Origin of the sequence: Segatella copri DSM 18205 (genome assembly GCF_025151535.1) — a bacterium.
GTDB lineage: Bacteria > Bacteroidota > Bacteroidia > Bacteroidales > Bacteroidaceae > Prevotella > Prevotella copri.
In genome coordinates this window covers 1,255,117-1,279,682 of the sequence record NZ_CP102288.1, presented here as the reverse complement: position 1 = coordinate 1,279,682, position 24,566 = coordinate 1,255,117, and the positions used below count along the sequence as shown (strand labels likewise).

Below are 24,566 nucleotides of genomic sequence, written 5' to 3'. Positions count from 1 at the left end.
GTTTCCTGATTTTGGAAAAGTGTACGAGTTCGTACACAATCTTAACTGGACACATTAGGCGACGGTTATCTGAGAATAAAAAGAGGGTGAGTCATCTGGTTATGACACACCCTCTTTTTTGTCTTTTTATTTCTTTTTCTTCTTCTTCTTTTTGATGCCGAAGAAATCGCGGAGGCCGTTGAAGTCTTTCTTCATGATGAGACCGAGACCCTGCGTGTTCAGACTGTTGCGCGTAAAATAGCGGTCGTTGGTCTGATTGTACATGTGTATGGCGAGGTTGCCGTTAGGGAAGATGAGGTAGCGGAGGTCAAAATCACCGATGAAACTCTGCGTGGCATTCGGATTGTCGCGATAACCGAACTGGCCATTGAAGAGTAACCGGTTGTTGAGCAGCTTGCCACTCAGAATGCCCTCATATTCGGCATTGTTGAAACCTTCATCGCCCGTAGATATGTTGGCACCGAAATTCCAGTTGTTGCTCTTCACCACGTTGGAAAGTACGGTGTTCAGCTGCTGCGAGATGGTGCCGCTCAGCAGGCTCTGCATCGCCAGCGAAGTCTGACTCTGCTGTTCACCATCCTCGCTCACCTGGTTGTTGTTGGTCTGGGCGTAGAACCGGCCGATGCCCAAGAGATAGAGCACCTGCTGGTTCATCTCTTCCTGCGAATTGATGATAGAGTAGATCATCTGCTTCGCATCGCTGTTAACCGTAGGCAGGTCCATAGAGAAATCTACCTTAGGCGATTGAGGCGTGCCGGTGATGTCCATCAGGCAGTCTACGCGGATGTTGTTGCCCGAGAACGAACGGCCTATGCGCAGGTCGCTCAGCGGCACTCCGTTTACGGTATATTTAGCCCGCAGATTGAGTGGGGCGTTGTATGGGTTGCCACCGAAGGCGATGGTGCCGCCCGGCATAAACTCGAACTCCTTCTTGATGAGATTCTGGATGGTGAGCTTGTAGGTGCCGTGGTCTACCACATAGTTGCCAAACATGTCGAACGAGCCCTTGTTGAAGTAGTTGGCGCGAATTACGCCATCTCCGTTCAGGGTGATGTAATCGCCCGACTGCTCGTCCATAATCAGCTTGAGCGTGAGGTTCTGGTTGGTGTTTACGAGGAAGTTGATGCGCATATCCGATTCGAAATCGATGTCATCCTCTCTCTGTTTCGTGGTTGGAGCCCCGTTCAGGCTGTCCATGATATCCGGCACAATCTCGTGCCAGTGGATAAAGCTCTTGTCGCTGATGGCGTCCGGACTTGCCACATTATATACAAAGATGCTGCCCGGTTCGGGCTCGGCGTTGATATCGATGACGGTTTCGCCGCTCTTGCCGTGGATGCCTACCTCGCCCGTGGCATAGATGGTGCCATAGAAGGTGTTGTCGCCAAACTCGCGGGTATCGAAGCCCAGGAAGTTGTGCGCCTTGATATCGAGGTCGTAGCTCAGCCTGGTGAGGTGCTTGTGGTGGATGCCTCCGCTCAGGATGGCTATGTTGCTGTTGCGGTCGAAGATGGTATCATTCTCTATGAGGATATCATCTGGGATAGCGTGGGCACGGAGCGCATCGAAGGTATAATCGGTGTTGAGCTGCTTGAGGTGCACCTTGCCGTGAGCGGTAAGGTCGCCTACGAGATTGATGTTTTTCAAATCGCCTACCACATTGAGATGCCCATCGCCCCAGGCTTCTACCTGGTTCATGAAACTGCCGCAGAAATTCTCGAGGAATTTCATGCTGGTGCCCTGGGCATCGATACCCAGGTCGATATAGTTGCGCTTAGGCGAGACGTATCCGTTGATGAGCGTCTGATGCTCCGGACCATCGTCGGCAACTGCATGAATGTCAATCTGTTCGAGCTCCTTGTTGAAGTTGACACCAGCATGGAGCACACCGAGCGGTCCGTTTTCGAAGGTAAACTCCTTCACGTCTAGCTGGGCGTAGGCATCAGGGTCGTTGAAGAGGCTCTTGATGATAGCCTTGCCCGAAGCCTTGCCGGTGAAATCTACCGAATGGAAATTGATGAGGTTCAGCACGTATGCCACATCCACATCCTTCAGGTCGGCTACGATAGAATCGGTCTTCTCGGGTGTAGCAAGACCGGAAACGATGACGTGCTGCTGGTCGTGGCTCACGGCGAAATGGTCTACCAGCAGGCGGTTCTTGCTGTAGATGATGTCGGCAGGATGAACCTCCCACGGCGTGCCGTCGATTCTGATTTCAGACGGGTGTATGGTTACGTGGGCGGTAGAAACATGATTTTCGTTCTTGAAGAACTGCGCCCTCGTATCGATGATACCCTGGATAGGGAGCTTGGCCGAATGGTTGTTGTAGAAGAGCTTGGCGAAGAGCTGGTTGTCGGCAGCGGCTGCCTTTACGTGGATGCCCGGTCCGTTATCTCCCCATTTGCCCTGCCTGATCTGCGCATCTACCTTGAGCGAATCGTTGATGGTATGCAGTCGCACTTTGGCTCCATGATAGTTTTTTGCGCCATAGCTGAAGTCAGCCACGCTGGCATAGATGTTGACGGTTTTCTCGGCATCGTTCACGAATCCATCGGCAATGACGGGCTGCTCTATCTGCAGCGGAATGCCCAGCATGCGCTGCAGTATCTCGGTAGAGGTGATTTCTGCCTGGAAGGTGAAATGGTTCTTCGCACTCCTGTCTACCTTGCCGATGCCCGGAAGGGTAGGCAGTTTGCTGGCTATCAGGTTGGTGAAGCTCTTGGTGAGGGTAGCGTAATCGTACTCTCCGTCAACATGGATGCTGGCGAACGGGGCTTCGAGGTCGAAATAGCTGTCCTTGCCCTGGTTCTTGGCGCTTACGGTGATGCCATCGAGACTGTAGGTCTTGTCGGCTACCTTCAGTCCCAGGATGGATGGCAGCAGATGCTGTACATGGGCAGTAGCTGCATACTGCTTGCGCGGGATGGAGTAGGAGCCTTCTACCCGGATGTTGGCGTTAGGGTCGTCGATGGATGCGAGTCCCTCGAGCAATCCCCGGTTATAGCTGCCGTCTATCTGAATGTTGCGGTAGCTGTACTTGTTGAAATCGAAGCGCGGAATGCTGCCCTTGGCATAGAAATGCTGCTTGTTGCCGTGAGCCGAAAGCGATGCTGCCAGAATGCCGAACTGCCCGTTGTCGAGGATTCGGCCCAGGTTGATGCCCTGGGTGTTGATGCTAGCCTTGAGCTCGGAGCCAGCCTTTTCGGCCTTGATGGCTACTTCGCCCACGCCGGTCTTCAGCTGGCCGCGGGTGCCTGCCTTCTTGCCAGCACCATATACTTCACCTATATAATATATGTCGCCCAGGCGCAGCACTTCTTTCGGAATGCTGATGCGTTTGCCCAGATTCCTGGAAACCTCTCCGATGCCATCGCCTGATATCTTGAGGGCTGAGATGTTTGCCTTCCAGCGCAGAAGGCGGTCCCAATCGCTCACACGGCCGTTAGCCCTGAGCAGCAGACTGCCGCTCTGAGTCTTGAATTCGAGGTTATGGATGCGGGCAGATGTACTGGTGCCCGAAAACTGGAGATGAAGCTGCAGGGCATCCTTGAACTTGCGGAGTTCAGGCACGAAGCAGGCAATATCGGCAAGCGTGATGACGGATGGCTTGATGCCGCCCTGAAACTGGAGTGTAGGCTTTACGATATGCTTGTTCTCGATGCGGTAGGTAGCGCGCAGGTCATCAAACTGCAATTGCGAATGAGGGAGCTCGATGCTGAAGTCTCTGAGCAGGGCTTGCTGCTGGTCGGCATCGAGTTTGAATCTCAGATTCCTGAGTTGAAGTCCTGATTTATCTTTCAGCGCTATCTTCTTGACAGCCAGATGGATATCCTTGTCGGTGAGATGGCCCAGAATAATGTGGGCAGAGAGGTCGGTGATGCCCAGATGCTGCGGCGAAAAGACGCCCGGCTTAGGTGCAATATCGCGCTGGTTGTAGGCAACGGCACCATGCCGGATAATCAGGCTTCCGATGTGCAGGTCGAGCGGAGTATGGCGGGTGGTATCTTTCGAAGCCAGCGAATCGAGCACGAACTGGATGTTCATCGGGCTCTTGGCATCCTGCTTGTAGATGTTGGCGTTGAGACCGAAGAGCTGGGCAGATGAAACCGAAATCTTGCCATCCTTCAAAGGCAGGAAATCGAGTTTTGCCGACACGCGCGAAGCACAGATCATGCTGTCGCCCTTCTGGTCGAGCATCATCACGTCATCTATGATAATGCGGTTGAAGAAGCCCAGGTTCACCTTTCCGATACTTACCTGAGTGCCGAATTTCTGGGCCAGCGCACCGGCTACTTCAGAGCCGATGAAGGCCTGTACTGGTGGCACGTGCAACAGTACGACAAGCAAGAAATAGACAGCAGCCAGCGTCCATATAATGCTATTGATGATATGTTTTAAATGTTTCAGAGTTGCTTTCTCTAGTTTACAAAAATGTTACTAATTTGAATTTTGCGACAAAATTACGGAAAAATCGGCATAAAATCGAATAATTCACACAATTTTTCTTTTTTATATCACTTTTTTTCACTATTTTTGCAGCACGTTAGAAGTTTCAGCATAGAAGTAGATAAAATACTGAACTTTCGCATGTGGTTTAAGTACGGGCTGAAAGGCCCAAAAGCTTAGAAGCAGTACGCCCTGAAAGGGCAGAAGCTCCTAGCCCAGGGCATCGCCCTGGGTATAATAGCAATCAGCAAGGCGCCCTGTAAGGGCAAAAGCTTTGTTAATTGCCCGGTATTTTAAAGCTTTTGCCCTTACAGGGCGACAGGTTTGCGTCCGTAATTACCCAGGGCGATGCCCTGGGCTAGGAGCTTTTGCCCTTTCAGGGCGTATGGAGCTTACTTGAGAAAGTTCAGTAAAATATATGTTTTATGGCAGATGGCCAGTATAGCGTCTTGATGAGGGCGCTGACGCATATATCTTGAAGTGATTAGTAAGTTTATATTTAATATTTTTTAATGTAGTTATGGCAAATGTGATTAAGTTACGTAAAGGCTTGGACATTAACCTTACGGGTAAGGCTTCCAAGGATGTAACGCTCCAGGTGGCTCAGGCTGGCGAGTATGCGCTGGTTCCTGCGGCTTTCGTGGGTGTGACTCCTAAGGTAGTGGTACGCGAGGGCGATCATGTCAATGCCGGAGATGCCTTGTTTGTGAACAAGGCTTGCCCGGAGGTGAAGTTTGCCTCGCCAGTGAGCGGAGAAGTAACCGCCATTGAGAGAGGTGAGCGCCGAAAGGTGCTTTGCGTGAAGGTGAAGGCCGACGCAGTACAGACCTCTACGGATTTTGGTAAGAAAAACGTTGATGCGTTAGACGGTGAGGCTGTCAAGCAGGCGCTGCTTGAGGCTGGTCTCTTCGGATACATCAACCAGTTGCCTTATGCTGTGTCCACAACTCCCGACACCAAGCCTAAGGCAATTTTCGTTTCTGCCCTCCGCGACATGCCGCTCGCAGCCGACTTTGAGGTAGAACTCGAAGGCAACGAAGAGGCTTTCCAGACTGGTTTGACAGCCTTGAGCAAGATTGCGAAAACTTATCTTGGTGTTGGCGTTGACCAGCACAGCAATGCGCTCGGCGAGGCTAAGAACGTAGAACTCAATGTATTCGACGGTCCTTGCCCGGCAGGTAATGTAGGCGTACAGGTGAACAACATCGACCCGGTAAACAAGGGCGAGGTGGTTTGGACTGTAGATCCAGCATCGGTTATCTTCTTCGGAAGACTCTTCCTGACAGGTAAGGTTGATTTGCACAAGACTGTAGCTGTGGCTGGTAGTGAAATCAAGACTCCTGGCTATGCTGAAGTATTGGTAGGTACACCTTTAAGCAGTTTTGTAGCCAATCAGCTGAAAGCTACTGACCATGTGCGACTTATCAATGGCAATCCTCTTACCGGTGTAAAGACGACCACTGCCGATTTCGTAGGTGGTCATACATCAGAGATTACAGCCATCCCAGAGGGTGATGACAACGACGAGATGCTGGGTTGGATTCTTCCACGTACCGATCAGTTCTCTACATCGCGTTCCTATCTCTCCTGGCTCTTCGGCAAGAAGAAGGAGTATAATCTCGATGCCCGCGTGAAGGGTGGCGAGCGCCACATGATCATGAGCGGCGAGTATGACAAGGTGCTCCCGATGGACATCTATGGTGAGTATCTCATCAAGGCAATCATCGCCGGCGATATCGACAAGCAGGAGCAGCTCGGTATCTACGAGGTAAGTCCTGAAGATTTTGCTGTGGCTGAGTTCGTGGATTCATCTAAGCTCGAATTGCAGAAGATTGTACGCGAGGGCTTGGATACCCTGCGCAAGGAGAACGCTTAGTTTTAGTTTACAGTTGACAGTTTATAGTTGATAGCAATGCTGCTAAAGCCCTATAAACTCTTAACTATTAATGATTATAATAATGAGTGCATTAAGAAATTATCTCAATAAGATAAAGCCTAACTTCCAGAAGGGAGGTAAGCTGCATGCTTTCGAGAGCGTGTTTGACGGTTTTGAGAGCTTCCTGTACGTGCCTAATACTACAGCGAAGAGCGGAGCCAGCATCCACGATTCCATCGACTCGAAGCGCATCATGAGCTTTGTGGTAATCGCCCTGATTCCTGCTTTGCTCTTCGGTATGTATAATGTGGGATACCAGAATTTCAAGGCTGCAGGTACACTGGATACTGCCAGCTTCATCGAGGTCTTCGGCTTCGGATTCCTGGCTGTCCTCCCTAAGTTGCTGGTAAGCTACATCGTGGGTCTCGGCATCGAGTTTGCCTGGGCTCAGTGGAAGCACGAGGAAATCCAGGAGGGTTACCTCGTCAGCGGTATCATCATCCCATTGATCATTCCTATCTCTACACCGCTGTGGATGCTCGCTCTGGCGTGCGCCTTCGCAGTCATCTTCTGCAAGGAAATCTTCGGTGGCACAGGTATGAACATCTTCAATGTGGCTGTGGGTGCCCGTATGTTCCTCTTCTTCTCATATCCACTGGCTATGAGTGGTGATAAGGTCTGGGTGGCTAAGGATGCTATCTTCGGTCTGGGTAACACCCTGCCTGATGGCTTCACAGCTGCTACTCCTCTCGGTCAGCTGGCTCAGGGCAGCATGCCTTCAGCTAGTCTCTGCGATTCTATCATCGGTTTCATTCCTGGCTGTATCGGTGAGACTTCAGTCATCGCCATCGCCATCGGTGCCATCATCCTTCTCTGGACAGGCATCGCATCATGGAAGACCATGGGCAGCGTATTCGCAGGCGGCATCGTGATGGCGCTTATCTTCCAGGCTCTCGGCATGACACCTATCGCCTGGTATGAGCACATCGTTCTCGGTGGTTTCTGCTTCGGAGCCGTATTCATGGCTACCGACCCTGTAACCTCTGCCCGTACAGAGAAGGGTAAGTACTTCTACGGATTCTTCATCGGTGCCATCGCCGTTGTCGTACGTGTGATGAACCCAGGTTATCCAGAGGGTATGATGCTCGCTATCTTCTTCGGCAACATGTTTGCTCCACTCATCGACTACTGTGTAGTTCAGGGCAACATCTCTCGCCGTGCTAAACGTGCTATTAAATAATGTAGGAGGAATGTAGATATGAAGACAAATTCAAATAGCTATACTATTATCTATTCGGTTATCATCGTGGTAATCGTGGCATTCCTGCTCGCGTTCGTGTCTTCTTCGCTGAAGGCAACACAGGATGCCAACGTGGCACTTGATACTCAGAAGCAGATTCTCAACTCCCTGAACCTGCGCGGCCTTGACAACGCTACTGCGGCTGCCAAATATAAAGAGGTGGTGAAGGACGAGAAGGAGAAAGACGGCATGAAGTATTACGAGTGCGAGATTGATGGTCAGAAGAAGACCGTTTACTCTGTAAAGGGTATGGGTCTCTGGGGCGGCATTTCAGGCTTCATTGCCGTGGATGCCGACAACAACACCATCTATGGCGTATATTTCAACCACGAAGGCGAGACAGCCGGACTCGGTGCTGAAATCAAGGACAACCTGAAGTGGCAGCAGAAATTCCAGGGCAAGAAGATTCACAAGGATGGAGTAGAGGGCATCGCTCTGGGCGTTGAGAAAGACGCTCCTGCCGGCGACCCTAACAATGTGGATGCCGTTACCGGTGCTACATTGACATCCGACGGTGTGGATGCCATGCTCAAGGAAGGTCTTGCTAAATTCATTAAATAATTAAGCGAAATTATGGCATTATTTAGTAAACAAAATAAGGAGGCATTCATCAAGCCACTGAACGGCGACAACCCTATCCTCGTTCAGGTGCTTGGTATCTGTAGTGCCCTGGCTGTTACTTCCCAGCTGAAGCCAGCCATTGTGATGGGACTTGCCGTTACTATCATCACGGCATTCTCTAACGTGATTATTTCCATCATCCGCAACACCATCCCTCAGCGCATCCGTATCATCGTCCAGCTGGTGGTAGTTGCTGCCCTGGTTACCATCGTGAGCCAGGTGCTGAAGGCTTTCGCCTACGACGTGAGCGTGCAGCTCTCTGTGTACGTGGGTCTGATCATCACCAACTGTATCCTGATGGGTCGCTTGGAGGCGTTCGCCATGATGAACAAGCCTTGGCCTTCATTTCTCGATGGTGTAGGTAATGGTTTGGGTTACGCCCTCATCCTCGTGATTGTGGGTGCTGTTCGTGAGTTCCTGGGCCGCGGCTCTTTGCTCGGTTTCCAGCTGATTCCAGAGGGAGCTTACAACTTCGGATATGTTAACAACGGTATGATGACCATGCCAGCCATGGCATTGATTCTCGTTGGATGTGTAATCTGGGTACATCGTGCCTATATTTATAAGGAGGAGAAGTAAGATGGAGCACGCAATAAGTTTGTTTTTCCGTTCGATTTTCGTCGATAACATGATCTTCGCCTACTTCCTGGGTATGTGTTCATACTTGGCAGTATCCAAGAACGTGAAGACCTCTTTGGGCCTGGGCTTGGCAGTAACCTTCGTGTTGCTCATCACCGTGCCTGTAGATTACCTGTTGCAGACCAAGGTGCTCAGCGCCGATGGAATCCTGGGTGTTGACCTCACTTACCTGAGCTTCATCCTCTTCATCGCCGTCATCGCCGGTATCGTGCAGCTGGTAGAGATGATTGTAGAGAAGTTCTCACCATCGCTCTATGCAGCGCTGGGTATCTTCCTGCCATTGATTGCCGTAAACTGTGCCATCATGGGTGCATCGCTCTTCATGCAGCAGCGCATCCTGATGGAGCCTACCAATACTCAGGCTATCACCTCAGTATGGGATAGCATCGTTTATGCCGTAGGTTCCGGATTGGGTTGGACTCTCGCCATCGTGCTGATGGGAGCCATCCGCGAGAAGATGCAGTATTGCGACGTGCCAAAGCCATTGCAGGGACTCGGCATCACATTTATCACAGTAGGCCTCATGGCAATGGCTATGCTTTGCTTCTCAGGCTTGAAAATCTAAAATAGGAGGACTATAGATATGGGTAATACATCATTTATATTGGCTAGTATCGGAGTTTTCCTCGTGGTGATTCTCCTGCTGGTTATCATCCTGCTCGTGGCTAAGAAGTATCTGAGCCCTAGCGGTAATGTAAATATCGAAATCAATGGCGACAAGACCATCAACGTGCCTCAGGGCAGCAGTTTGATGACTACGCTGAATGAGAACGGCATCTTCCTGCCTTCTGCCTGCGGCGGTAAGGCAAGCTGCGGCCAGTGTAAGGTTCAGGTGCTCGAGGGCGGCGGCGAGATTCTCGATTCTGAGAAGCCTCACTTCACCCGCAAGCAGATTAAGGACCACTGGCGTCTGGGATGCCAGTGCAAGGTGAAGGGCAACCTGAAGATCAAGGTGCCTGAGAGTGTGATGGGCGTGAAAGAGTGGGAGTGCGAGGTTATCTCCAACAAGAACGTTTCATCATTCATCAAGGAGTTCAAGGTGGCATTGCCTCCAGGCGAGCACATGGACTTCGTTCCGGGTTCTTACGCTCAGATCAAGATTCCTGCATACGACAGCATCGATTACGACAAGGACTTCGACAAGGATCTCATTGGCGAGGAGTACATCGGAGCATGGAAGAAATTCAACATCTTCTCTCTCAAGGCTCACAATCCAGAGCCTACCGTTCGTGCTTACTCTATGGCGAACTATCCTGACGAGGGTGACATCATCACCCTGACCGTACGTATCGCCACAACTCCATTCTTGCCACGTCCACAGGTAGGATTCCAGAACGTACCAACAGGTATCGCTTCTTCTTACATCTTCTCATTGAAGCCAGGCGACAAGGTAATGATGAGTGGTCCTTACGGTGACTTCCATCCTAACTTCACTTCTGGCAAGGAGATGATCTGGATTGGTGGTGGTGCCGGTATGGCTCCATTGCGTGCGCAGATTATGCACATGACCAAGACTTTGCACACTACCGACCGTGAGCTTCACTTCTTCTACGGAGCGCGTGCATTGGGTGAGGCATTCTTCCTTGAGGACTTCTGGGAGCTTGAGAAGGAATTCCCTAACTTCCACTTCCATCTTTCATTGGACCGCAAGGACCCTGTGGCAGATGCTCAGGGCGTGAAGTACTACGAGGGATTTGCTGTTAACTGCATCCGTGATACCTACTTGAAGGATCATGAGGCACCAGAGGATTGCGAGTACTATCTCTGCGGACCTCCAATGCTGATCAAGACAGTAACAGATTATCTGGATTCTCTCGGAGTAGATCCTGAGAGTATCATGTACGATAACTTCGGATAAAACGATAATTCAATCAAAAGAGCAATGCTTGTTCTCAAAAAAAATGAGAGGCAAGTGTTGCTCTTTTTTTTATTTTTCTGAATATATACAATATAATAGAGATAATTACGTTTTTATCTTGAAAGTATAGATTTAATTATGAATAAGATAAAGGTAGGTGTATGTTTTGCCCTTTGCAGTCTGGCAGCCCCATCTATGGCACAGTATATGTGGCAAGAGGAGGATGGCACGGAGAAGATAGATCTTCGGGAAGATATACAATATGGTGTTGAGATGCAAGGGTCGTTTTCGAAAGGTAAAACCCCATTGTGGCTTAACGCAAACAAACATGGATTAAGTTCTTTAGAGAAGAATAACGGCTATCTCAGAGGTAGTCTGGTTCGTCCGCTTTCTGCAGATTCTGCCCGCCGCTGGGCTGTAGGATATGGAGTAGATGTGGCGGTACCGGTAAACTATACCAGCCATGTAGTGGTGCAGCAGGCTTATGTGGAGGCCCGCTGGCTTTATGGTGTGCTGACTGCAGGTGCCAAGGAATATCCGATGGAGCTAAAAAACCAGTCGCTCTCCAGTGGTAGCCAGTGTCTGGGTATCAATGCTCGTCCGATACCTCAGGTTCGTCTGGCGCTTCCTGAATATTGGACGCTTCCGTTTGGTAGAGGCTGGCTGCAACTGAAAGGTCATCTGGCTTATGGTATGACTACGGATGATGGCTGGCAGCATGATTTTACGAAACGGCAGACTAAATATTGTGACCACATGCTCTATCACAGCAAAGCAGGTTTTCTGCGTATCGGAAACGAGAATGCTTTCTTTCCGCTCAGCATAGAAATGGGCTTGGAAATGGTTGCTCAGTTTGGTGGCAATGCATATCGTCCAATAGGTGACAGTATGGTACAGATTCCTACCGAGAAAAATCTGAAAGGCTTCTGGCATGCGCTGTCGGCAACGGGCTCTGATGCAGGTGAAGGGGCTTATGCCAATGTTGCCGGCAACCAGTTGGGCAGTTGGCTGATGCGTATCAATTATGACACTGACAGTTGGAAAGCTGCCATCTATGCCGATCATTATTTCGAAGATCACAGCCAGATGTTTCTCCTCGACTATAATGGATATGGTGAGGGCGCAGACTGGAATAAGAAAGTAAAACGCCGTTTCTTCATGTATTCGCTGAAGGACATTATGCTAGGCTTCGAACTGAATCTGAAGTATTCGCGCTGGCTGAAAAATGTGGTGCTGGAGTATCTCTATACCAAATATCAGAGTGGTCCGTACAATCATGACCGTACATCGGGTATCGCAGACCATATAGCGGGTACTGATGATTATTATAACCACAGCATCTATCCTGGATGGCAGCATTGGGGCCAGGTGATAGGAAATCCACTCTACCGTTCGCCTATTTATAATAACGACGGATATATTGATATCAGAAACAACCGTTTCATAGCTTATCATCTGGGTTTTGATGGTCAGCCTACACAGCGGTTGGGCTATCGTATATTAGGCACCTATCAGAAAGGTTGGGGTACATATAGCAACCCGTTTACACAAAAGCATCATAATGTAAGTTTTCTGGTAGAGGGTCATTACGATTTCCCGCATCAGTGGCAGTTGAAGGCAGGTTATGCGATGGATTTCGGTAGCGAAAAGATGCTGGGGCATAATGCCGGTATGCAGATAACCATCAGCAAAAGAGGTTTGCTGACGAAAAGAAAATAATAATCGATAAGATAGAAAATATGAAAAAGATAATAGGGGTGCTTTCCCTTGCTGTTATGATGCTCACTCTAAGCTCATGTGAGGTAGAAACAAGCCAGAATGGTGATTTGGATGGTTTCTGGCATCTGGAGCAGGTAGATACTTTAGCTACAGGGGGTACTTGTAACTTTGCAGATAAGCGCGTGTTCTGGGGCTGCCAGTATAAGCTGATTCAGGTTGCTGATTATGATTGCTTCGAGGCTGGTAGAGGATTTTATCTGCGTTTTGAGCAAACCTCCGACAGTTTGCTGATTACATCTGTTTATCGTAATAAATGGCATGAAGATTATGGAGGCGATGTACTTTTAACAGAAATGAATGATTCTTTGCGTAGCTGCGGCATCAATCATCTGAATGAGCATTTTGCCAAGGAGGTATTGACCGGAGGCAAGATGCAACTGAAGAGTAAAACCCTGAGATTGCGGTTCAGAAAATTCTGAAAAAAAAGGGTGTGTCATAAGTTACATCCAATACGCCCTGAAAGGGCAGAAGCACCTAGCCCAGGGCAGCGCCCTGGGTTTTAGAACAAATACAAAAAAGTCGCCCTGAAAGGGCAAAAGCTTTCAATTTCAAAGCTTTTGCCCTTTCAGGGCGACTTCGTTTTTACCAACATTACCCAGGGCGCTGCCCTGGGCTAGGAGCTTTTGGGCTTTCAGCCCGTCCTCGGCTGCCATAATCAGGACTTATGACACACCCTCTTTTACTGGCTCAGGTGCGGAAGTCCGTGGATAGCCCAGCAGGCATGTTAACCGAAGATCATCATCATACGGTACATGAAGAAAGTCAAGTCTGCTACTCCTCTCACCTGCGCCCGAAATCCCTTCATCTTTGAGTTGAGAGATTCTGCAGAAGCATTGGTTGAACGATTGTTGAAGTAATTCAATACATACTCCTCCTTCTCCTTTATAGTGTCACGTACTGCGATTAGCTCTCTGATGTGGCTTCTGCCTATATTCTTGTACCACGCATGTAATGCCTTCTTGGCCTTCTTGCGGCTCTGCTTCTTCTTGAAGATGTTTCTCAATGCGCAGACCAAACCATAGCCGGTCTTGATTCGGTTATCCAGTTCGAAGAGAATCTTCATGCCTTTCTTCTGCCAGTCCGTCCAGTCATTGCCGCTCTTGAGCAGAGGGTAGCGTACATGAGTCAACAGTTCCACCTTAGTCTCACCATTGGCAAGTATCTCTGGCTGAAACTTCTCATTCTTGCGCTTTCGCGGCCTTCCAAGGGTTTTGCCGTTCTTGCTCTTCTTTGGTTTGTGGTTCTTCGCATAGTATGCCCTCGCCTTGCGTCTTGCCTGCACAAGTTTCTTGAACTTGCTTTCCTGCATATTCCTCTCCGTGACGGCAGCACGCTTGAGTTTCATGCGCATCTCCTCAAGACCTTTGCCTGCAAGCTGCATGATATGAAAGCAGTCTATGACAATCTCCGCATTGGGGAATACCTGCTTGATGATGCCCATCATGCTGTCGGAGAAATCCATCGTGACTTCCTTCACTGCAAGACGTTTCTCTTCCGGTATAGCCATGAGTCGCATTGCCACTTCTGCAATGGTAGTCCCCTTGACAGCTGCGATGAGCGTACCACGCTTACCATGGCCTTCCTTGTTGGAGAGGAATGTAAAGAGGTCATTGTGCAGCATACTCTCATCTATGCTTAGGTGCGTGCCCATATTCTGGGCGAAGAGCACCCACTCTGCGGCATGATCCTTCTGGTCCCAGTCTTCAAAGTCACTCAGGTGCTCCTTGTAGACACGGTTCAGGTACTTACCGTCAGTCTGGAAGAATCGCGCCACGCATTGGGCCGTCACTGGGTAGGTATCCAACCATTTCTTTTAAAAAAGCAGCGAACTCAATTGAGTAGCTGGTGCCGTCTGCAATAAGTGCAGGAGTATCTAACAGTTGGTTCTTCCCATCCTCCGTAAGCCATCTGCGACGGCGCACATGAAGGGCAACCTTGTGCTCACGCACAGGGAAGTCATTGAACACCCGGGGCTCAGTAAAGCCATTCGGCTTCAAATCATGCCACATATCATCGCGCAGGTCACGTTCGTCAAGATAGATATGAAGAATGCGGATTTCCGTATTCGTCTCATCGTATAGACCAGTGCACTCTTCATCGACATTGGTAACTTCAAAGGTGTCAAGCATCCCTTTTGGAAGCATGTAGCGTACGAGTATCTCGTAGTCAAATTGGGTAGTCTTCTTTGCCATGATGCAAAGGTACTACTTTTTATTGGAAAACATGTACCGTGCGATGATAATCTTTTGGTTTACATGTCTGCTGGGCTATCCACGGACTTCCGCACCTGAGCCCTTTTACTTCTTCCTTTCTGATTCCTTGATGAAACCATGTCGGTAAGCATAGAGAAGCTCCTTCAGGTCTTCTATCTGCTTACGGAGTTCGCAACCTATATCTGTGTCGGCTACCAGCATTCGGCGGTTCGACATTTCTACAATCTGTGTGGTACTCTTGATGTCGGTACCTTGCTTGATGGCATCTTCCATACTCGTAAATGGCTCGTGCTGGACCAGCTGAAATCCGCGGGAGTGATATACTAAGGTGTAGCCGGCAATGCCAGTCTCGTTGTGGTAGGCTTTAGAGAAACCTCCATCGATAACCATCAGCTTGCCGTTTGCCTTGATAGGGTTCTCGCCCTTGGTTGTGCGAACGGGCACGTGCCCATTGATGATATGGCGGTTAGGACCGGTTACCCCAAACTCATCCATAATATGGTCGATAACCTGTTCGTTATCGCGCAACAGGAAGTAGTATCCCTTCTCTTCTTTATGAGTCTCCTTATCGGTAATGAAATAGCGCTCGAAGGTGGCCATCTTACTCTTGTCGAAGAGCGGACTGTCAGGACCGCACCATAGGTAGATGAAATAATCGATGGCATATTCCTTTTCATTCTGATCAGAATCTGATTGGAAAGCTGTGCGTATCTGCATGCCCGTATGATGCATCAGGGCTCTGCCGCTGAATTTCTTGCCAGGATATATTTCTACCTCTTTTAATGAACCATCTTCGTTGAGCGGGCAGGAAGCATGGAAAAGCAGGTTGTTGTTGAAGATAGCGTACATGCAACCATGCTGCAGCATAACCTTGATATGCTTGTGCAGCTTCTCGCAGACCATAAACGAATGATGCAGTTTCTGAATCAGAATTTCCTCTTCTTCAGATAGTTTGTCCGGATTGTCCGGATTGATGGTAGGGAAGTGGCATGAGGTCATGTCATACTCTTTTCCGTCAATCTCTACCTTGCCTTTCCTGTAATCGATATGGTCAAAAAGACAACGGTCTTTCATCTTCCATTCCGGATGCTTCTTGAAAAGCTGGCTCTCTAATTTAAACTGGATGACAGCTATAGCCTTGTGCATCTGAGAGGTGAGCCGCTGAGTCTTTTCATCCATTGCTGCTGCACCTCCGCTGAGCTTAGGCAGAAATTCTTTGCAATCATCCTCCTTGTAGGTTTCCATCGCAAAAGTAGCGAGTGGTACGAGGTTGATGCCATAGCCTTCTTCCAATGTCGAGAGGTTGGCGTATCGTAGGGAGAGACGTATCACATTACAGATGCAGGCATCATTGCCGGCAGCTGCTCCCATCCATAGTACATCGTGATTACCCCACTGGATGTCCCAACTGTGGTAGCGGCGCATCTTGTCCAAGATGATGTGGGCTCCTGGACCTCTATCGTAGATATCGCCCAGAATATGGAGCTGGTCGATAGCCAGGCGCTGGATGACGTTGGCTATAGCGATGATGAAATCATCGGCTCTGCCTGTGCTGATAATCGTATCAACAATAACATTGACATAGGCTGTCTTGTCATGATCTTCGGTGTGCTCGTGCAAAAGCTCCTGGATAATATACGAGAAATCGCATGGCAGCGATTTGCGCACCTTGCTTCGGGTATATTTGCTGGAAACATCACGGCATACAGCTACCAACTGGTGCAGGGTGATGTGATACCAGTCGTTGATGTCAGGTTCGTTCTGCTTGACGAGTTCCAGTTTCTGCTCAGGATAGTAAATAAGAGAGCAGAGTTCTCGCTTCTCCTGTTCGCGAAGGGTATTGCCAAAGAGTTCGTTCACCTTACGCTTGATATTTCCTGATGCATTTTTCAGTACATGCAGGAAGGCCTCATACTCACCATGAATGTCGGCAAGGAAATGCTCGGTACCCTTTGGCAGGTTGAGGATGGCTTGCAGGTTGATAATCTCGGTGCTCGCCTCTGCTATAGTAGGGAACGACTGAGAGAGCAACTGCAAATATCTCATGTCTTGTTCTATATTATAATGTTTCATGTTTTTTTCCATTTTCTTAGAGCCTTTTTACTATTTATTATCTTTTGCAAAGATAGTATAAATAATAGATAAAACAAAGGAAAAAAGTATTTTTTTGAAAAATCTTTCTGTTTTTTCAGATTTTTGCAGTACTTTTGCAGAAGAAATATAATAATTCTTCAAACTAACTATATTTGATTATGAAACAAACTATTCTTGTTACAGGTGGTACAGGCTTCATAGGTAGCCATACTACAGTAGAGTTGCAGCAGGCAGGCTACAATGTTGTTATCGTAGATGATCTCTCAAACTCAAAGATTGAAGTACTCGATGGTATCGAAAAGATTACTGGTATCCGCCCTGCTTTTGAACAGGTTGACTTGCGCGACAAGGCTGCTACCGAGGCAGTATTCCAGAAATATCCTGATATTAAGGGTATCATTCACTTTGCTGCAAGCAAGGCAGTAGGCGAGAGCGTACAGAAACCATTGTTGTATTATCGCAACAATATCGTATCGCTCATCAATCTCCTGGAACTTATGCCAAAGTATCAGGTAAAGGGTATCATCTTCTCTTCTTCTTGTACCGTTTATGGTCAGCCGAAGCCTGAGAATTTGCCTGTAACAGAAGAGGCTCCTCATCAGAAGGCTACTTCACCTTATGGCAATACTAAGGAGATTAATGAGCAGATCATAGCTGATTATATCCATAGTGGTGCAGCTATCAAGAGCATTGTATTGAGATATTTCAATCCTATAGGTGCACATCCTTCTGCTGAGATTGGTGAGTTGCCAAATGGTGTGCCAAACAATCTGATTCCATACGTTACTCAGACAGCTATGGGTATCCGCAAGGAACTCACTATCTTTGGTAATGATTATGATACTCCTGATGGAACCTGTATCCGCGACTATATTTATGTTGTAGACTTGGCTAAGGCACATGTAGCTGCTATGGCACGTGTTCTTGATAAGGAGACTGAGCCTATCGAATATTTCAATATCGGTACAGGTAATGGAAACTCAACTCTCGAAATTGTTGAGACTTTTGAAAAAGCTACAGGTGTGAAACTGAATTGGAAGTATGGTCCACGAAGAGAGGGCGATATTGAGAAAATTTGGGGTGATTGCACCAAGGCGAACAAGGTACTCGGCTGGAAGGCTGAGGCTAAGCTTGAAGATGTGTTGGCTTCTGCTTGGAAATGGCAGCAGAAACTTCGCGCTGATGGCATCATGTAAAGTGTTGGTTGTTTTAGAAAATAATGTGAATTGGCTTCTTTTTTCCTCTGAAAGGTTAAAAAAGCTAATTTTTGGGAAACTTATCGTCGGGAAGACGGTAAGTTTCCTTTTTTTTATATATCTTTGCAGAAAGAACTATTGGTTTAACGAAACTTGAAAATATATGAAACGGACTTTACTTTCAATATTAACAATTGCAATGTTAGCACTTTCTGTTCCTTCGGATGCTATGGCCAACGAGGGAAACATAGAATGGGCAGACCTTGATGTGGCAGATATCAACTTGAACTATGCTGGGGGCGTGATGCATATCACCGGCGCTAGCGGGCAAGTGGTGAGAATATATAATGTGGCAGGGGTTACTATCAAGACCTTCCGCATAGAAGGTAATGACAAGCGCGTAAACTTGCCATTGGCTGATGGTATCTATATTGTAAAGGTGGGGAATACCTTTACGCGCAAAATTTGCGTAAAGCATTAATAGTACTATAGAGGCCTAAGAATGCCGTTTAACTTTAATCAGAAAGTGAAGCTCTTTCATACTTCGTTACTTATCATTTTTTGCTGTTTGATATTCTGTTCTTGCCACGACAAAGTACCAAACAGCAATTTTCAGTTATCGTTAGATGAGTTCAAAAACTCTCGTTCTTCGGCTTATGCTATTAATTCAAAGGTGATAAGAAATCTGTTGGATAGTATCATGCGAAATGATAAAGACCGACATGCTGCTGATTTGCATACCCGTCGATATTACCTGAATAAAGGTAGTCTGCTTTGGATTACACGTCATGGGGTAAATAGTCAGGCTGACTCCCTGGTGACTTGCCTGCGTTCCGTAGCGGATATGGGATTTGATAAACGTCGGTTCTATGTGGATGCTATTGCCCGAGATATTGACAGGTTACGAGATTTAAATCTAGATTCAGCTGATAATCAGATAAATCAAGTGATAGCCCGACTGGAGTATCGCTTGACCAAAGCTTACTTCAGATATACGATGGGGCAGAACTTTGGGTTTATGAATCCTAGTTTTGTTTTCAATCGTTTAGATACTCTTGCTCCCAATCCTTATGATAGTAGCAAGAGACCCGTTAGGTTCAGAGGTCTGTTTGATGTAAAAATGGCTCATGCAGATGATGCGTTCTATCAGAAGGCTATGCAAATGGTTAGATGCGACTCGGTGGCTTCCTTCCTGAAAGAAGTACAGCCTAAGAATCCTTTCTATTATCAACTGCTGGAGAAATTGAAGGCTGGAGGACTGGGCAAGGCGATGAGAATCAAAATTCTCTGCAACATGGAACGTTGCCGCTGGAGACAGTATGATAATCCCTGGCAACACGAAAAATATGTGGTTGTCAATATACCATCGTTCCATCTGTTGGCTATTGATCATCAGGATACGCTCTCGATGCGCATAGGATGTGGAGCCAGTAAAACCAAAACCCCGATATTGAACAGTCATATCAAACGTATGGAGTTGAATCCTCAATGGTTTGTTCCCCGTAGTATCGTTCTCCATGATATGATACACCGCGTGGGGAATCATGGCTATTTTCGCGCGCGTAACTACTATGTAAGGGAAGTGGCAACAGGTAAGGAGGTTGACTTAGACAGAGTAACTCGATCTATGCTTATTTCTGGTGCTTATGGCATCGCCCAGCGGGGCGGAAAGGGGAATGCTCTGGGAAGAATCATCTTCCGTTTTGATAATAATTTCTCGGTCTTCCTGCATGATACTAACAGTAAGGGCGTGTTTGGACAAGAGGATAGAGGAGTATCGCATGGATGTATCAGAATAGAAAAACCGTACGATTTCGCTGTCTTTCTATTGGCTGACAAAAACGAGAAACTGAAGGAAAAGATATACTATTCGATGACAGCAGATTCGCTAGCCAATAAAAAACTTGTTGTGAATAACGTAAAGGTTAATCCTCAAGTTCCTCTCTTCATAACCTATTATACACTCTATCCGTTGGCAGGAGGCAGAATAGCTGATTATTCTGATGTGTATGGATTTGATGCGATAATATTCGATATGTTGAGAAAATATCTATAAACAACACATTTGTAGAAGCAATGATAAACGATAAAGAACTCTTGGCGATGATTAGGGATCCTAAGACCCAACGCGAAGGCTTTGCTGTACTGGTAAGTCAGTATAGCGAGCCGTTGTATTGGAAGGTTCGCCATATTGTTTTAGATCATGATGATGCTGATGATGTGTTGCAGAATGCCTTTGTTAAGGCTTGGACCAATCTGGATTCGTTTCAGGGAAAGTCTTCGCTCTCAACATGGCTTTACCGTATAGCAATTAACGAAGCGCTTGATTTCTTGAGACGCAAGAAGCAGATGGTAAATGTCAGTACCGAAGACGAGCCGGGCTTGGCTTCTCGTCTTCTGGCAGACGATTATTTTGATGGAGACCAGATTCAGGCAGAATTGCAAGAGGCTGTAGCCCAACTGCCCGATGTTCAGCGCACAGTTTTCACTCTAAAATATTATGATAATATGAAATATTCAGAGATGAGTAAGGTGCTGTCAACAAGTGAAGGAGCTTTGAAGGCATCCTATCATCTTGCTGTGAAAAAAATAACCGATTTTTTCAATCGTAAGGATTAAACCTTTTCGGTTAGTTTTCGTCTATCTAATAAAGTATAAAAGAAAGGAATGAGGAATATGTTAAAAGAAGACAATATATTGAATAGCCGTTTTGGTAAGAAAAACCATTTCCAGGTGCCGGCTGGTTATTTCGACCAGCTGACGGATAGGGTGATGGCAAATTTGCCGGAGCAGGAACCCCGCATCATTCACATGCAGCCTAGCTTATGGCAGCGTATGCCGATTCGAAAGATTGCGGCGGCTGTTGCTGTTTTGGCTGTGATGGGAGGTGGTTCGGTACTGGCGCTGAAATATACGGGAAGCAGTAAGCCTGCTATGGCACATGTGGACCATATGGTTCAGAAAGCTGCTGTGAATAATAATGAAGATGCTACTTTTAATGAGATGGCTGATTATACGATGATGGATAATGAAACTATCTATGCATCGCTGATTGCAGAAAATTAATGGTTGGTATTTCTTTTTGTCTACAGATAAAGATAAAAAAAAGATAAGGTATGAGAAAGATAATGCAACATAGGTTTCTTGCGCTGTTAGCTATGCTGATGATTAGCCTGGTTTCACTTGCTTCACAGCCTCAGGGTAGAAAACATCATAATGGATTTGATCCTAAAAGGTTTCAGGCAGAATTAGAACAGTTTATTACGACTAATGCCTGTCTTACGCCGAGAGAAGCTGCTAAATTCTTCCCGGTATATAGACAGATGGGTAAGAAAATGCGTATGATATTCGATGAAATGCGCCGATTCCGTCATGTGAATCCGAATGATAATGAGGCATGTGCCGAAGCTATCAGAAGACAGGATGAGTTGGATATTCAGTTGAAAGAGTTGCAGCAAGAGTATCATTCTAGATTTATGACCATCTTGCCACCTAATAAGGTGTTCAGTGTCATCAAGGCAGAGGAACGGTTCCATCGGCAGGCATTCAGACGGATGAAGAAATAAATCTCTAAAAAAGTAGAGATAAAACTATTTAATATGTATTTATGTGACTTTTGGTCACATTAATAAGGTCGCGAAGATATTTTTAATAATATTTTCGCGATTTTATTTTGTCCTTTCCGTTATTTGTTGTACTTTTGCACTTTGGAAAATAATAATATAATATAATAAGGTATGTACAGAAGTAATACGTGTGGAGAGTTACGTCTCTCTGATGCCGGCAAGGAAGTGACACTTGCCGGTTGGGTACAACGCTCAAGAAAGATGGGTGGTATGACATTCGTCGATTTGCGCGACCGTTATGGTATCACACAGTTGGTCTTCAACGAGGCTGATAACAAAGACTTGTGTGATGCAGCTAACAAGCTAGGTCGTGAATTCTGCATTCAAATAAAGGGTGTAGTAAGTGAACGACAGAGCAAGAATCCTAAAATGGATACTGGTGACATCGAAATCTTGGTGAAGGAACTCAATGTGCTCTCTCAGAGTCAGACTCCTCCTTTCACTATCGAAGATAATACTGATGGTGGTGATGATATCCGAATGAAGTATCGTTATCTTGATTTGCGTCGTCCTGCTGTGCGCAAGAATTTGGAGTTGCGTCATCGTATGTGCATCTTGATTCGTAACTTCCTCGATGCACAGAACTTCATGGAGGTTGAAACTCCTGTTCTTATTGGTAGTACACCAGAGGGAGCCCGCGACTTTGTTGTTCCTTCCCGTATGAATCCAGGTCAGTTCTACGCTCTTCCACAGAGTCCTCAGACTTTAAAGCAGCTCTTGATGGTTGCTGGCTTCGACCGCTATTTCCAGATTGCCAAGTGCTTCCGTGATGAGGATCTTCGTGCTGACCGTCAGCCAGAGTTTACACAGATTGACTGTGAAATGAGTTTTGTTGATCAGGATGATGTCATCAACCTTTTCGAGGAAATGGCTCGCCATTTGTTTAAGGAGATTCGTGGTGTAGAACTTCCTAAGTTGGAGCAGATGACCTGGCACGATGCTATGCGCCGTTTCGGTAGCGATAAGCCAGACTTGCGCTTCGGTATGGAATTTGTTGAGTTGAAAGATGCTTTCACAGGTAAGGGTAATTTCTCTGTATTCGATGAGGCTAAGTATATTGGCGGAATCTGTGTTCCAGGTTGTGCTGATTATTGCCGTAAGCAGTTGAACGAATTGACCGATTTTGTTAAGCGTCCTCAGGTCGGTGCCAAAGGATTGGTATATATCAAGTATAATGCTGATGGTACCGTAAAGAGTAGCATAGATAAGTTCTATTCTCCAGAGGAACTTGCTGAAATCAAGACCGTAATGGGAGCCAAGGATGGTGACCTCGTTTTGATTTTGAGCGGTGATAATGCTAACAAGACACGCATTCAGCTTTGCTCTTTGCGTTTGGAAATGGGTGACCGTCTTGGTCTTCGTGATAAGAACGTATTCAAGTGTCTTTGGATTATTGACTTCCCTCTCTTTGAGTGGAGCGATGAGGAGCAGCGCCTGATGGCTACGCACCATCCATTCACTATGCCAAATCCTGATGATATCCCATTGCTCGATGAGCATCCTGAGCAGGTTCGTGCCAAGGCATACGACTTTGTTTGCAATGGTATCGAAGTAGGTGGAGGTTCTCTCCGTATCCATGATACTCAGTTGCAGGAGAAGATGTTCGAGGTTCTCGGCTTTACTCCAGAGCGTGCTGAGGCCCAGTTCGGTTTCTTGATGAATGCTTTCAAGTATGGTGCACCACCTCACGCAGGTCTTGCTTTCGGTTTGGACCGTTTCGTCAGCATAATGGCTGGTCTCGACAGTATTCGCGATTGTATTGCTTTCCCAAAGAACAACTCAGGTCGTGATGTTATGCTCGATGCTCCTTCTGAACTTGACCCTAAGCAGTTGGATGAATTGGAAATCAAACTTGATTTGAAGGCTGAATAAAAATAGAGAAACGAAGGTATTCACTCCATAAAAGAGTATGCGTAAAATACCTTGAGAAAAATTCAATGATTTATAATAAGTAATTGATTTTTAGTAAATAAAGTGCTGCGCTTCTTGACGTAAATCAAGAAATGCAGCACTTTTGTTTATAAGTAGTAGTTTTTTCTATTTTTCTAACACTATTTCGAAATAAAAGTTATAAATTTGCAGCAGATATTAAGGTTGAGCTGACGAAATGAGGCTCAATAGAATCATAAAATTCTTAAAACATGGTAGAAAAGAAAGCGACAACTAAGACTGCTGCAAAGAAGCCAGCAGCAAAAAAGGCTCCAGTAGCAAAGAAGGCTCCTGCAGCAAAGAAGGACGTTCTTTACTTGAACGCAGAGAACGCAGGTTTTAGAGCTGGTGATGTATATCAGGCATTGGCAGCTTCAGAAAAGGCTCTCACGGTAGCAGAAATTGCTAGGGCTGCTAAGATCAGTACAGAGGAGGTAATCCTTGGTATCGGTTGGCTCTTCAAAGAGGGTAAGATTAAGGATGAGGACAACAAGGTTGCTCTCGCTTAAATAAGGTTTATTTTTCAAAGAGCCGCGGTTGCTTGTTAGTGAGTAACCGCGGTTTTTTCTTTTTGTGTCTTCTCTCTTGAAAGAGGACGAATGTTATGATTATTATATGAAACTTGATCAGGAGATATTCAATGTTCTTTTGTCTGCGGGTGCAAAAGGGTTGAAAGTAGAAAAAATAGCTCGTCATGTATATAATTCCTGTAATTCGATTTTTACACCTCTGAATTACAAGGATGTTCATAGCTATGTTACGCAATATCTCACCAGATGCGCTAAAGACCCACACTCGCTTATAGAAAAAGGTAAGGGGTATGGTGTATATCATGTTAATTTTGATTCAAAGGCCGTACAGCAACTGATGCTCAATTTTTCTTCTTCTGTATTAGAAAATAGTAATGAAGAGGAGGACAAGGCTGACAATAGTACTCCTCAAAGTCTTTTTGATGAGAATATGTTCTAAATTATTTTTTTTATGAGGGG

At 46.7% G+C, this 24,566-nt stretch carries 21 protein-coding genes; 17 read left to right on the top strand and 4 right to left on the bottom strand.

Annotated features, from left to right (window positions below):
- Positions 1 to 126 precede the first annotated feature (126 nt).
- Positions 127 to 4,326 carry a translocation/assembly module TamB domain-containing protein gene (locus tag NQ544_RS05330; protein ID WP_006849119.1) on the bottom strand — a complete coding sequence of 1,400 codons (4,200 nt, stop codon included), beginning with the start codon at positions 4,324 to 4,326 and terminating at the stop codon, positions 127 to 129.
- A gap of 640 nt (positions 4,327 to 4,966) precedes the next feature.
- On the opposite strand from NQ544_RS05330, the gene NQ544_RS05325 reads away from it, so the two are divergent.
- From NQ544_RS05325 to NQ544_RS05290, 8 genes are all read left to right on the top strand, one after another.
- Positions 4,967 to 6,322 (top strand): Na(+)-translocating NADH-quinone reductase subunit A, encoded by a 1,356-nt coding sequence (locus NQ544_RS05325; protein WP_006848992.1) that lies wholly within the window; start codon positions 4,967 to 4,969, stop codon positions 6,320 to 6,322.
- Positions 6,323 to 6,404: 82 nt separating this feature from the next.
- A complete protein-coding gene (locus NQ544_RS05320; protein WP_040553690.1) occupies positions 6,405 to 7,562 on the top strand; it encodes an NADH:ubiquinone reductase (Na(+)-transporting) subunit B in 1,158 nt (385 codons plus the stop codon).
- An 18-nt stretch (positions 7,563 to 7,580) separates the two neighbouring features.
- Complete coding sequence (locus NQ544_RS05315; RefSeq protein ID WP_006848994.1) at positions 7,581 to 8,183, top strand: FMN-binding protein; 603 nt, start codon at positions 7,581 to 7,583, stop codon at positions 8,181 to 8,183.
- A 12-nt stretch (positions 8,184 to 8,195) separates the two neighbouring features.
- Positions 8,196 to 8,822: an NADH:ubiquinone reductase (Na(+)-transporting) subunit D gene (locus tag NQ544_RS05310; protein WP_006848995.1), complete on the top strand. Its 627-nt coding sequence runs from the start codon at positions 8,196 to 8,198 to the stop codon at positions 8,820 to 8,822.
- A 1-nt stretch (position 8,823) separates the two neighbouring features.
- Positions 8,824 to 9,447 carry an NADH:ubiquinone reductase (Na(+)-transporting) subunit E gene (gene nqrE, locus NQ544_RS05305; protein ID WP_006848996.1) on the top strand — a complete coding sequence of 208 codons (624 nt, stop codon included), beginning with the start codon at positions 8,824 to 8,826 and terminating at the stop codon, positions 9,445 to 9,447.
- Between the two features lie 18 nt (positions 9,448 to 9,465).
- Positions 9,466 to 10,740: an NADH:ubiquinone reductase (Na(+)-transporting) subunit F gene (gene nqrF, locus NQ544_RS05300; RefSeq protein WP_006848997.1), complete on the top strand. Its 1,275-nt coding sequence runs from the start codon at positions 9,466 to 9,468 to the stop codon at positions 10,738 to 10,740.
- 138 nt (positions 10,741 to 10,878) lie between these two features.
- Positions 10,879 to 12,459, top strand: coding sequence for a capsule assembly Wzi family protein (locus tag NQ544_RS05295; RefSeq protein WP_006848998.1), 1,581 nt, complete (start codon positions 10,879 to 10,881; stop codon positions 12,457 to 12,459).
- A gap of 20 nt (positions 12,460 to 12,479) precedes the next feature.
- Positions 12,480 to 12,938, top strand: coding sequence for a lipocalin-like domain-containing protein (locus NQ544_RS05290; protein ID WP_006848999.1), 459 nt, complete (start codon positions 12,480 to 12,482; stop codon positions 12,936 to 12,938).
- 305 nt (positions 12,939 to 13,243) lie between these two features.
- Here NQ544_RS05290 and NQ544_RS05285 read toward each other — a convergent pair whose 3' ends face one another.
- The 3 genes from NQ544_RS05285 to NQ544_RS05275 all read right to left on the bottom strand — a co-directional run bounded on the left by NQ544_RS05285 (position 13,244) and on the right by NQ544_RS05275 (position 16,805).
- Positions 13,244 to 14,293 (bottom strand): transposase, encoded by a 1,050-nt coding sequence (locus NQ544_RS05285; protein ID WP_228023590.1) that lies wholly within the window; start codon positions 14,291 to 14,293, stop codon positions 13,244 to 13,246.
- Positions 14,271 to 14,711, bottom strand: coding sequence for an ISAon1 family transposase N-terminal region protein (locus NQ544_RS05280; RefSeq protein WP_006848975.1), 441 nt, complete (start codon positions 14,709 to 14,711; stop codon positions 14,271 to 14,273). The genes NQ544_RS05285 and NQ544_RS05280 overlap by 23 nt, the downstream gene beginning before the upstream one ends.
- A gap of 105 nt (positions 14,712 to 14,816) precedes the next feature.
- Entirely contained in the window at positions 14,817 to 16,805 is a 1,989-nt protein-coding gene (locus NQ544_RS05275; RefSeq protein ID WP_040553707.1) for a fructose-bisphosphatase class III, read from the bottom strand.
- 179 nt (positions 16,806 to 16,984) lie between these two features.
- On the opposite strand from NQ544_RS05275, the gene galE reads away from it, so the two are divergent.
- The 9 genes from galE to NQ544_RS05230 all read left to right on the top strand — a co-directional run bounded on the left by galE (position 16,985) and on the right by NQ544_RS05230 (position 24,546).
- On the top strand, positions 16,985 to 18,022 hold the full coding sequence (gene galE / locus NQ544_RS05270; RefSeq protein WP_006849003.1) for a UDP-glucose 4-epimerase GalE: 1,038 nt from the start codon (positions 16,985 to 16,987) through the stop codon (positions 18,020 to 18,022).
- Between the two features lie 199 nt (positions 18,023 to 18,221).
- Positions 18,222 to 18,503 carry a T9SS type A sorting domain-containing protein gene (locus NQ544_RS05265; RefSeq protein ID WP_022121842.1) on the top strand — a complete coding sequence of 94 codons (282 nt, stop codon included), beginning with the start codon at positions 18,222 to 18,224 and terminating at the stop codon, positions 18,501 to 18,503.
- 219 nt (positions 18,504 to 18,722) lie between these two features.
- Complete coding sequence (locus NQ544_RS05260; RefSeq protein WP_006849005.1) at positions 18,723 to 20,078, top strand: L,D-transpeptidase family protein; 1,356 nt, start codon at positions 18,723 to 18,725, stop codon at positions 20,076 to 20,078.
- A gap of 20 nt (positions 20,079 to 20,098) precedes the next feature.
- The gene (locus NQ544_RS05255) at positions 20,099 to 20,641 is read left to right on the top strand and encodes an RNA polymerase sigma factor (RefSeq protein WP_006849006.1); all 543 of its coding nucleotides are present in this window, start codon (positions 20,099 to 20,101) and stop codon (positions 20,639 to 20,641) included.
- A 57-nt stretch (positions 20,642 to 20,698) separates the two neighbouring features.
- The gene (locus NQ544_RS05250; RefSeq protein ID WP_040553691.1) at positions 20,699 to 21,088 is read left to right on the top strand and encodes a hypothetical protein; all 390 of its coding nucleotides are present in this window, start codon (positions 20,699 to 20,701) and stop codon (positions 21,086 to 21,088) included.
- Between the two features lie 50 nt (positions 21,089 to 21,138).
- Positions 21,139 to 21,588, top strand: coding sequence for a hypothetical protein (locus tag NQ544_RS05245; RefSeq protein ID WP_006849008.1), 450 nt, complete (start codon positions 21,139 to 21,141; stop codon positions 21,586 to 21,588).
- Positions 21,589 to 21,759: 171 nt separating this feature from the next.
- Entirely contained in the window at positions 21,760 to 23,520 is a 1,761-nt protein-coding gene (gene aspS, locus NQ544_RS05240) for an aspartate--tRNA ligase (RefSeq protein ID WP_006849009.1), read from the top strand.
- Between the two features lie 269 nt (positions 23,521 to 23,789).
- Entirely contained in the window at positions 23,790 to 24,086 is a 297-nt protein-coding gene (locus NQ544_RS05235; RefSeq protein WP_006849010.1) for a winged helix-turn-helix domain-containing protein, read from the top strand.
- Positions 24,087 to 24,192: 106 nt separating this feature from the next.
- Positions 24,193 to 24,546, top strand: coding sequence for a hypothetical protein (locus NQ544_RS05230; protein WP_006849011.1), 354 nt, complete (start codon positions 24,193 to 24,195; stop codon positions 24,544 to 24,546).
- Positions 24,547 to 24,566: the final 20 nt, after the last annotated feature.

Excerpts from the sequence above, each read along its gene's own strand:
- NQ544_RS05325 (WP_006848992.1), top strand. The coding sequence starts at position 4,967 with ATGGCAAATGTGATTAAGTTACGTAAAGGCTTGGACATTAACCTTACG.
- NQ544_RS05320 (WP_040553690.1), top strand. The coding sequence starts at position 6,405 with ATGAGTGCATTAAGAAATTATCTCAATAAGATAAAGCCTAACTTCCAG.
- NQ544_RS05315 (WP_006848994.1), top strand. The coding sequence starts at position 7,581 with ATGAAGACAAATTCAAATAGCTATACTATTATCTATTCGGTTATCATC.
- NQ544_RS05310 (WP_006848995.1), top strand. The coding sequence starts at position 8,196 with ATGGCATTATTTAGTAAACAAAATAAGGAGGCATTCATCAAGCCACTG.
- nqrE (WP_006848996.1), top strand. The coding sequence starts at position 8,824 with ATGGAGCACGCAATAAGTTTGTTTTTCCGTTCGATTTTCGTCGATAAC.
- nqrF (WP_006848997.1), top strand. The coding sequence starts at position 9,466 with ATGGGTAATACATCATTTATATTGGCTAGTATCGGAGTTTTCCTCGTG.
- NQ544_RS05295 (WP_006848998.1), top strand. The coding sequence starts at position 10,879 with ATGAATAAGATAAAGGTAGGTGTATGTTTTGCCCTTTGCAGTCTGGCA.
- NQ544_RS05290 (WP_006848999.1), top strand. The coding sequence starts at position 12,480 with ATGAAAAAGATAATAGGGGTGCTTTCCCTTGCTGTTATGATGCTCACT.
- NQ544_RS05280 (WP_006848975.1), bottom strand. The coding sequence starts at position 14,711 with ATGGCAAAGAAGACTACCCAATTTGACTACGAGATACTCGTACGCTAC.
- NQ544_RS05275 (WP_040553707.1), bottom strand. The coding sequence starts at position 16,805 with ATGAAACATTATAATATAGAACAAGACATGAGATATTTGCAGTTGCTC.
- galE (WP_006849003.1), top strand. The coding sequence starts at position 16,985 with ATGAAACAAACTATTCTTGTTACAGGTGGTACAGGCTTCATAGGTAGC.
- NQ544_RS05265 (WP_022121842.1), top strand. The coding sequence starts at position 18,222 with ATGTTAGCACTTTCTGTTCCTTCGGATGCTATGGCCAACGAGGGAAAC.
- NQ544_RS05260 (WP_006849005.1), top strand. The coding sequence starts at position 18,723 with ATGCGAAATGATAAAGACCGACATGCTGCTGATTTGCATACCCGTCGA.
- NQ544_RS05255 (WP_006849006.1), top strand. The coding sequence starts at position 20,099 with ATGATAAACGATAAAGAACTCTTGGCGATGATTAGGGATCCTAAGACC.
- NQ544_RS05250 (WP_040553691.1), top strand. The coding sequence starts at position 20,699 with ATGTTAAAAGAAGACAATATATTGAATAGCCGTTTTGGTAAGAAAAAC.
- NQ544_RS05245 (WP_006849008.1), top strand. The coding sequence starts at position 21,139 with ATGAGAAAGATAATGCAACATAGGTTTCTTGCGCTGTTAGCTATGCTG.
- aspS (WP_006849009.1), top strand. The coding sequence starts at position 21,760 with ATGTACAGAAGTAATACGTGTGGAGAGTTACGTCTCTCTGATGCCGGC.
- NQ544_RS05235 (WP_006849010.1), top strand. The coding sequence starts at position 23,790 with ATGGTAGAAAAGAAAGCGACAACTAAGACTGCTGCAAAGAAGCCAGCA.
- NQ544_RS05230 (WP_006849011.1), top strand. The coding sequence starts at position 24,193 with ATGAAACTTGATCAGGAGATATTCAATGTTCTTTTGTCTGCGGGTGCA.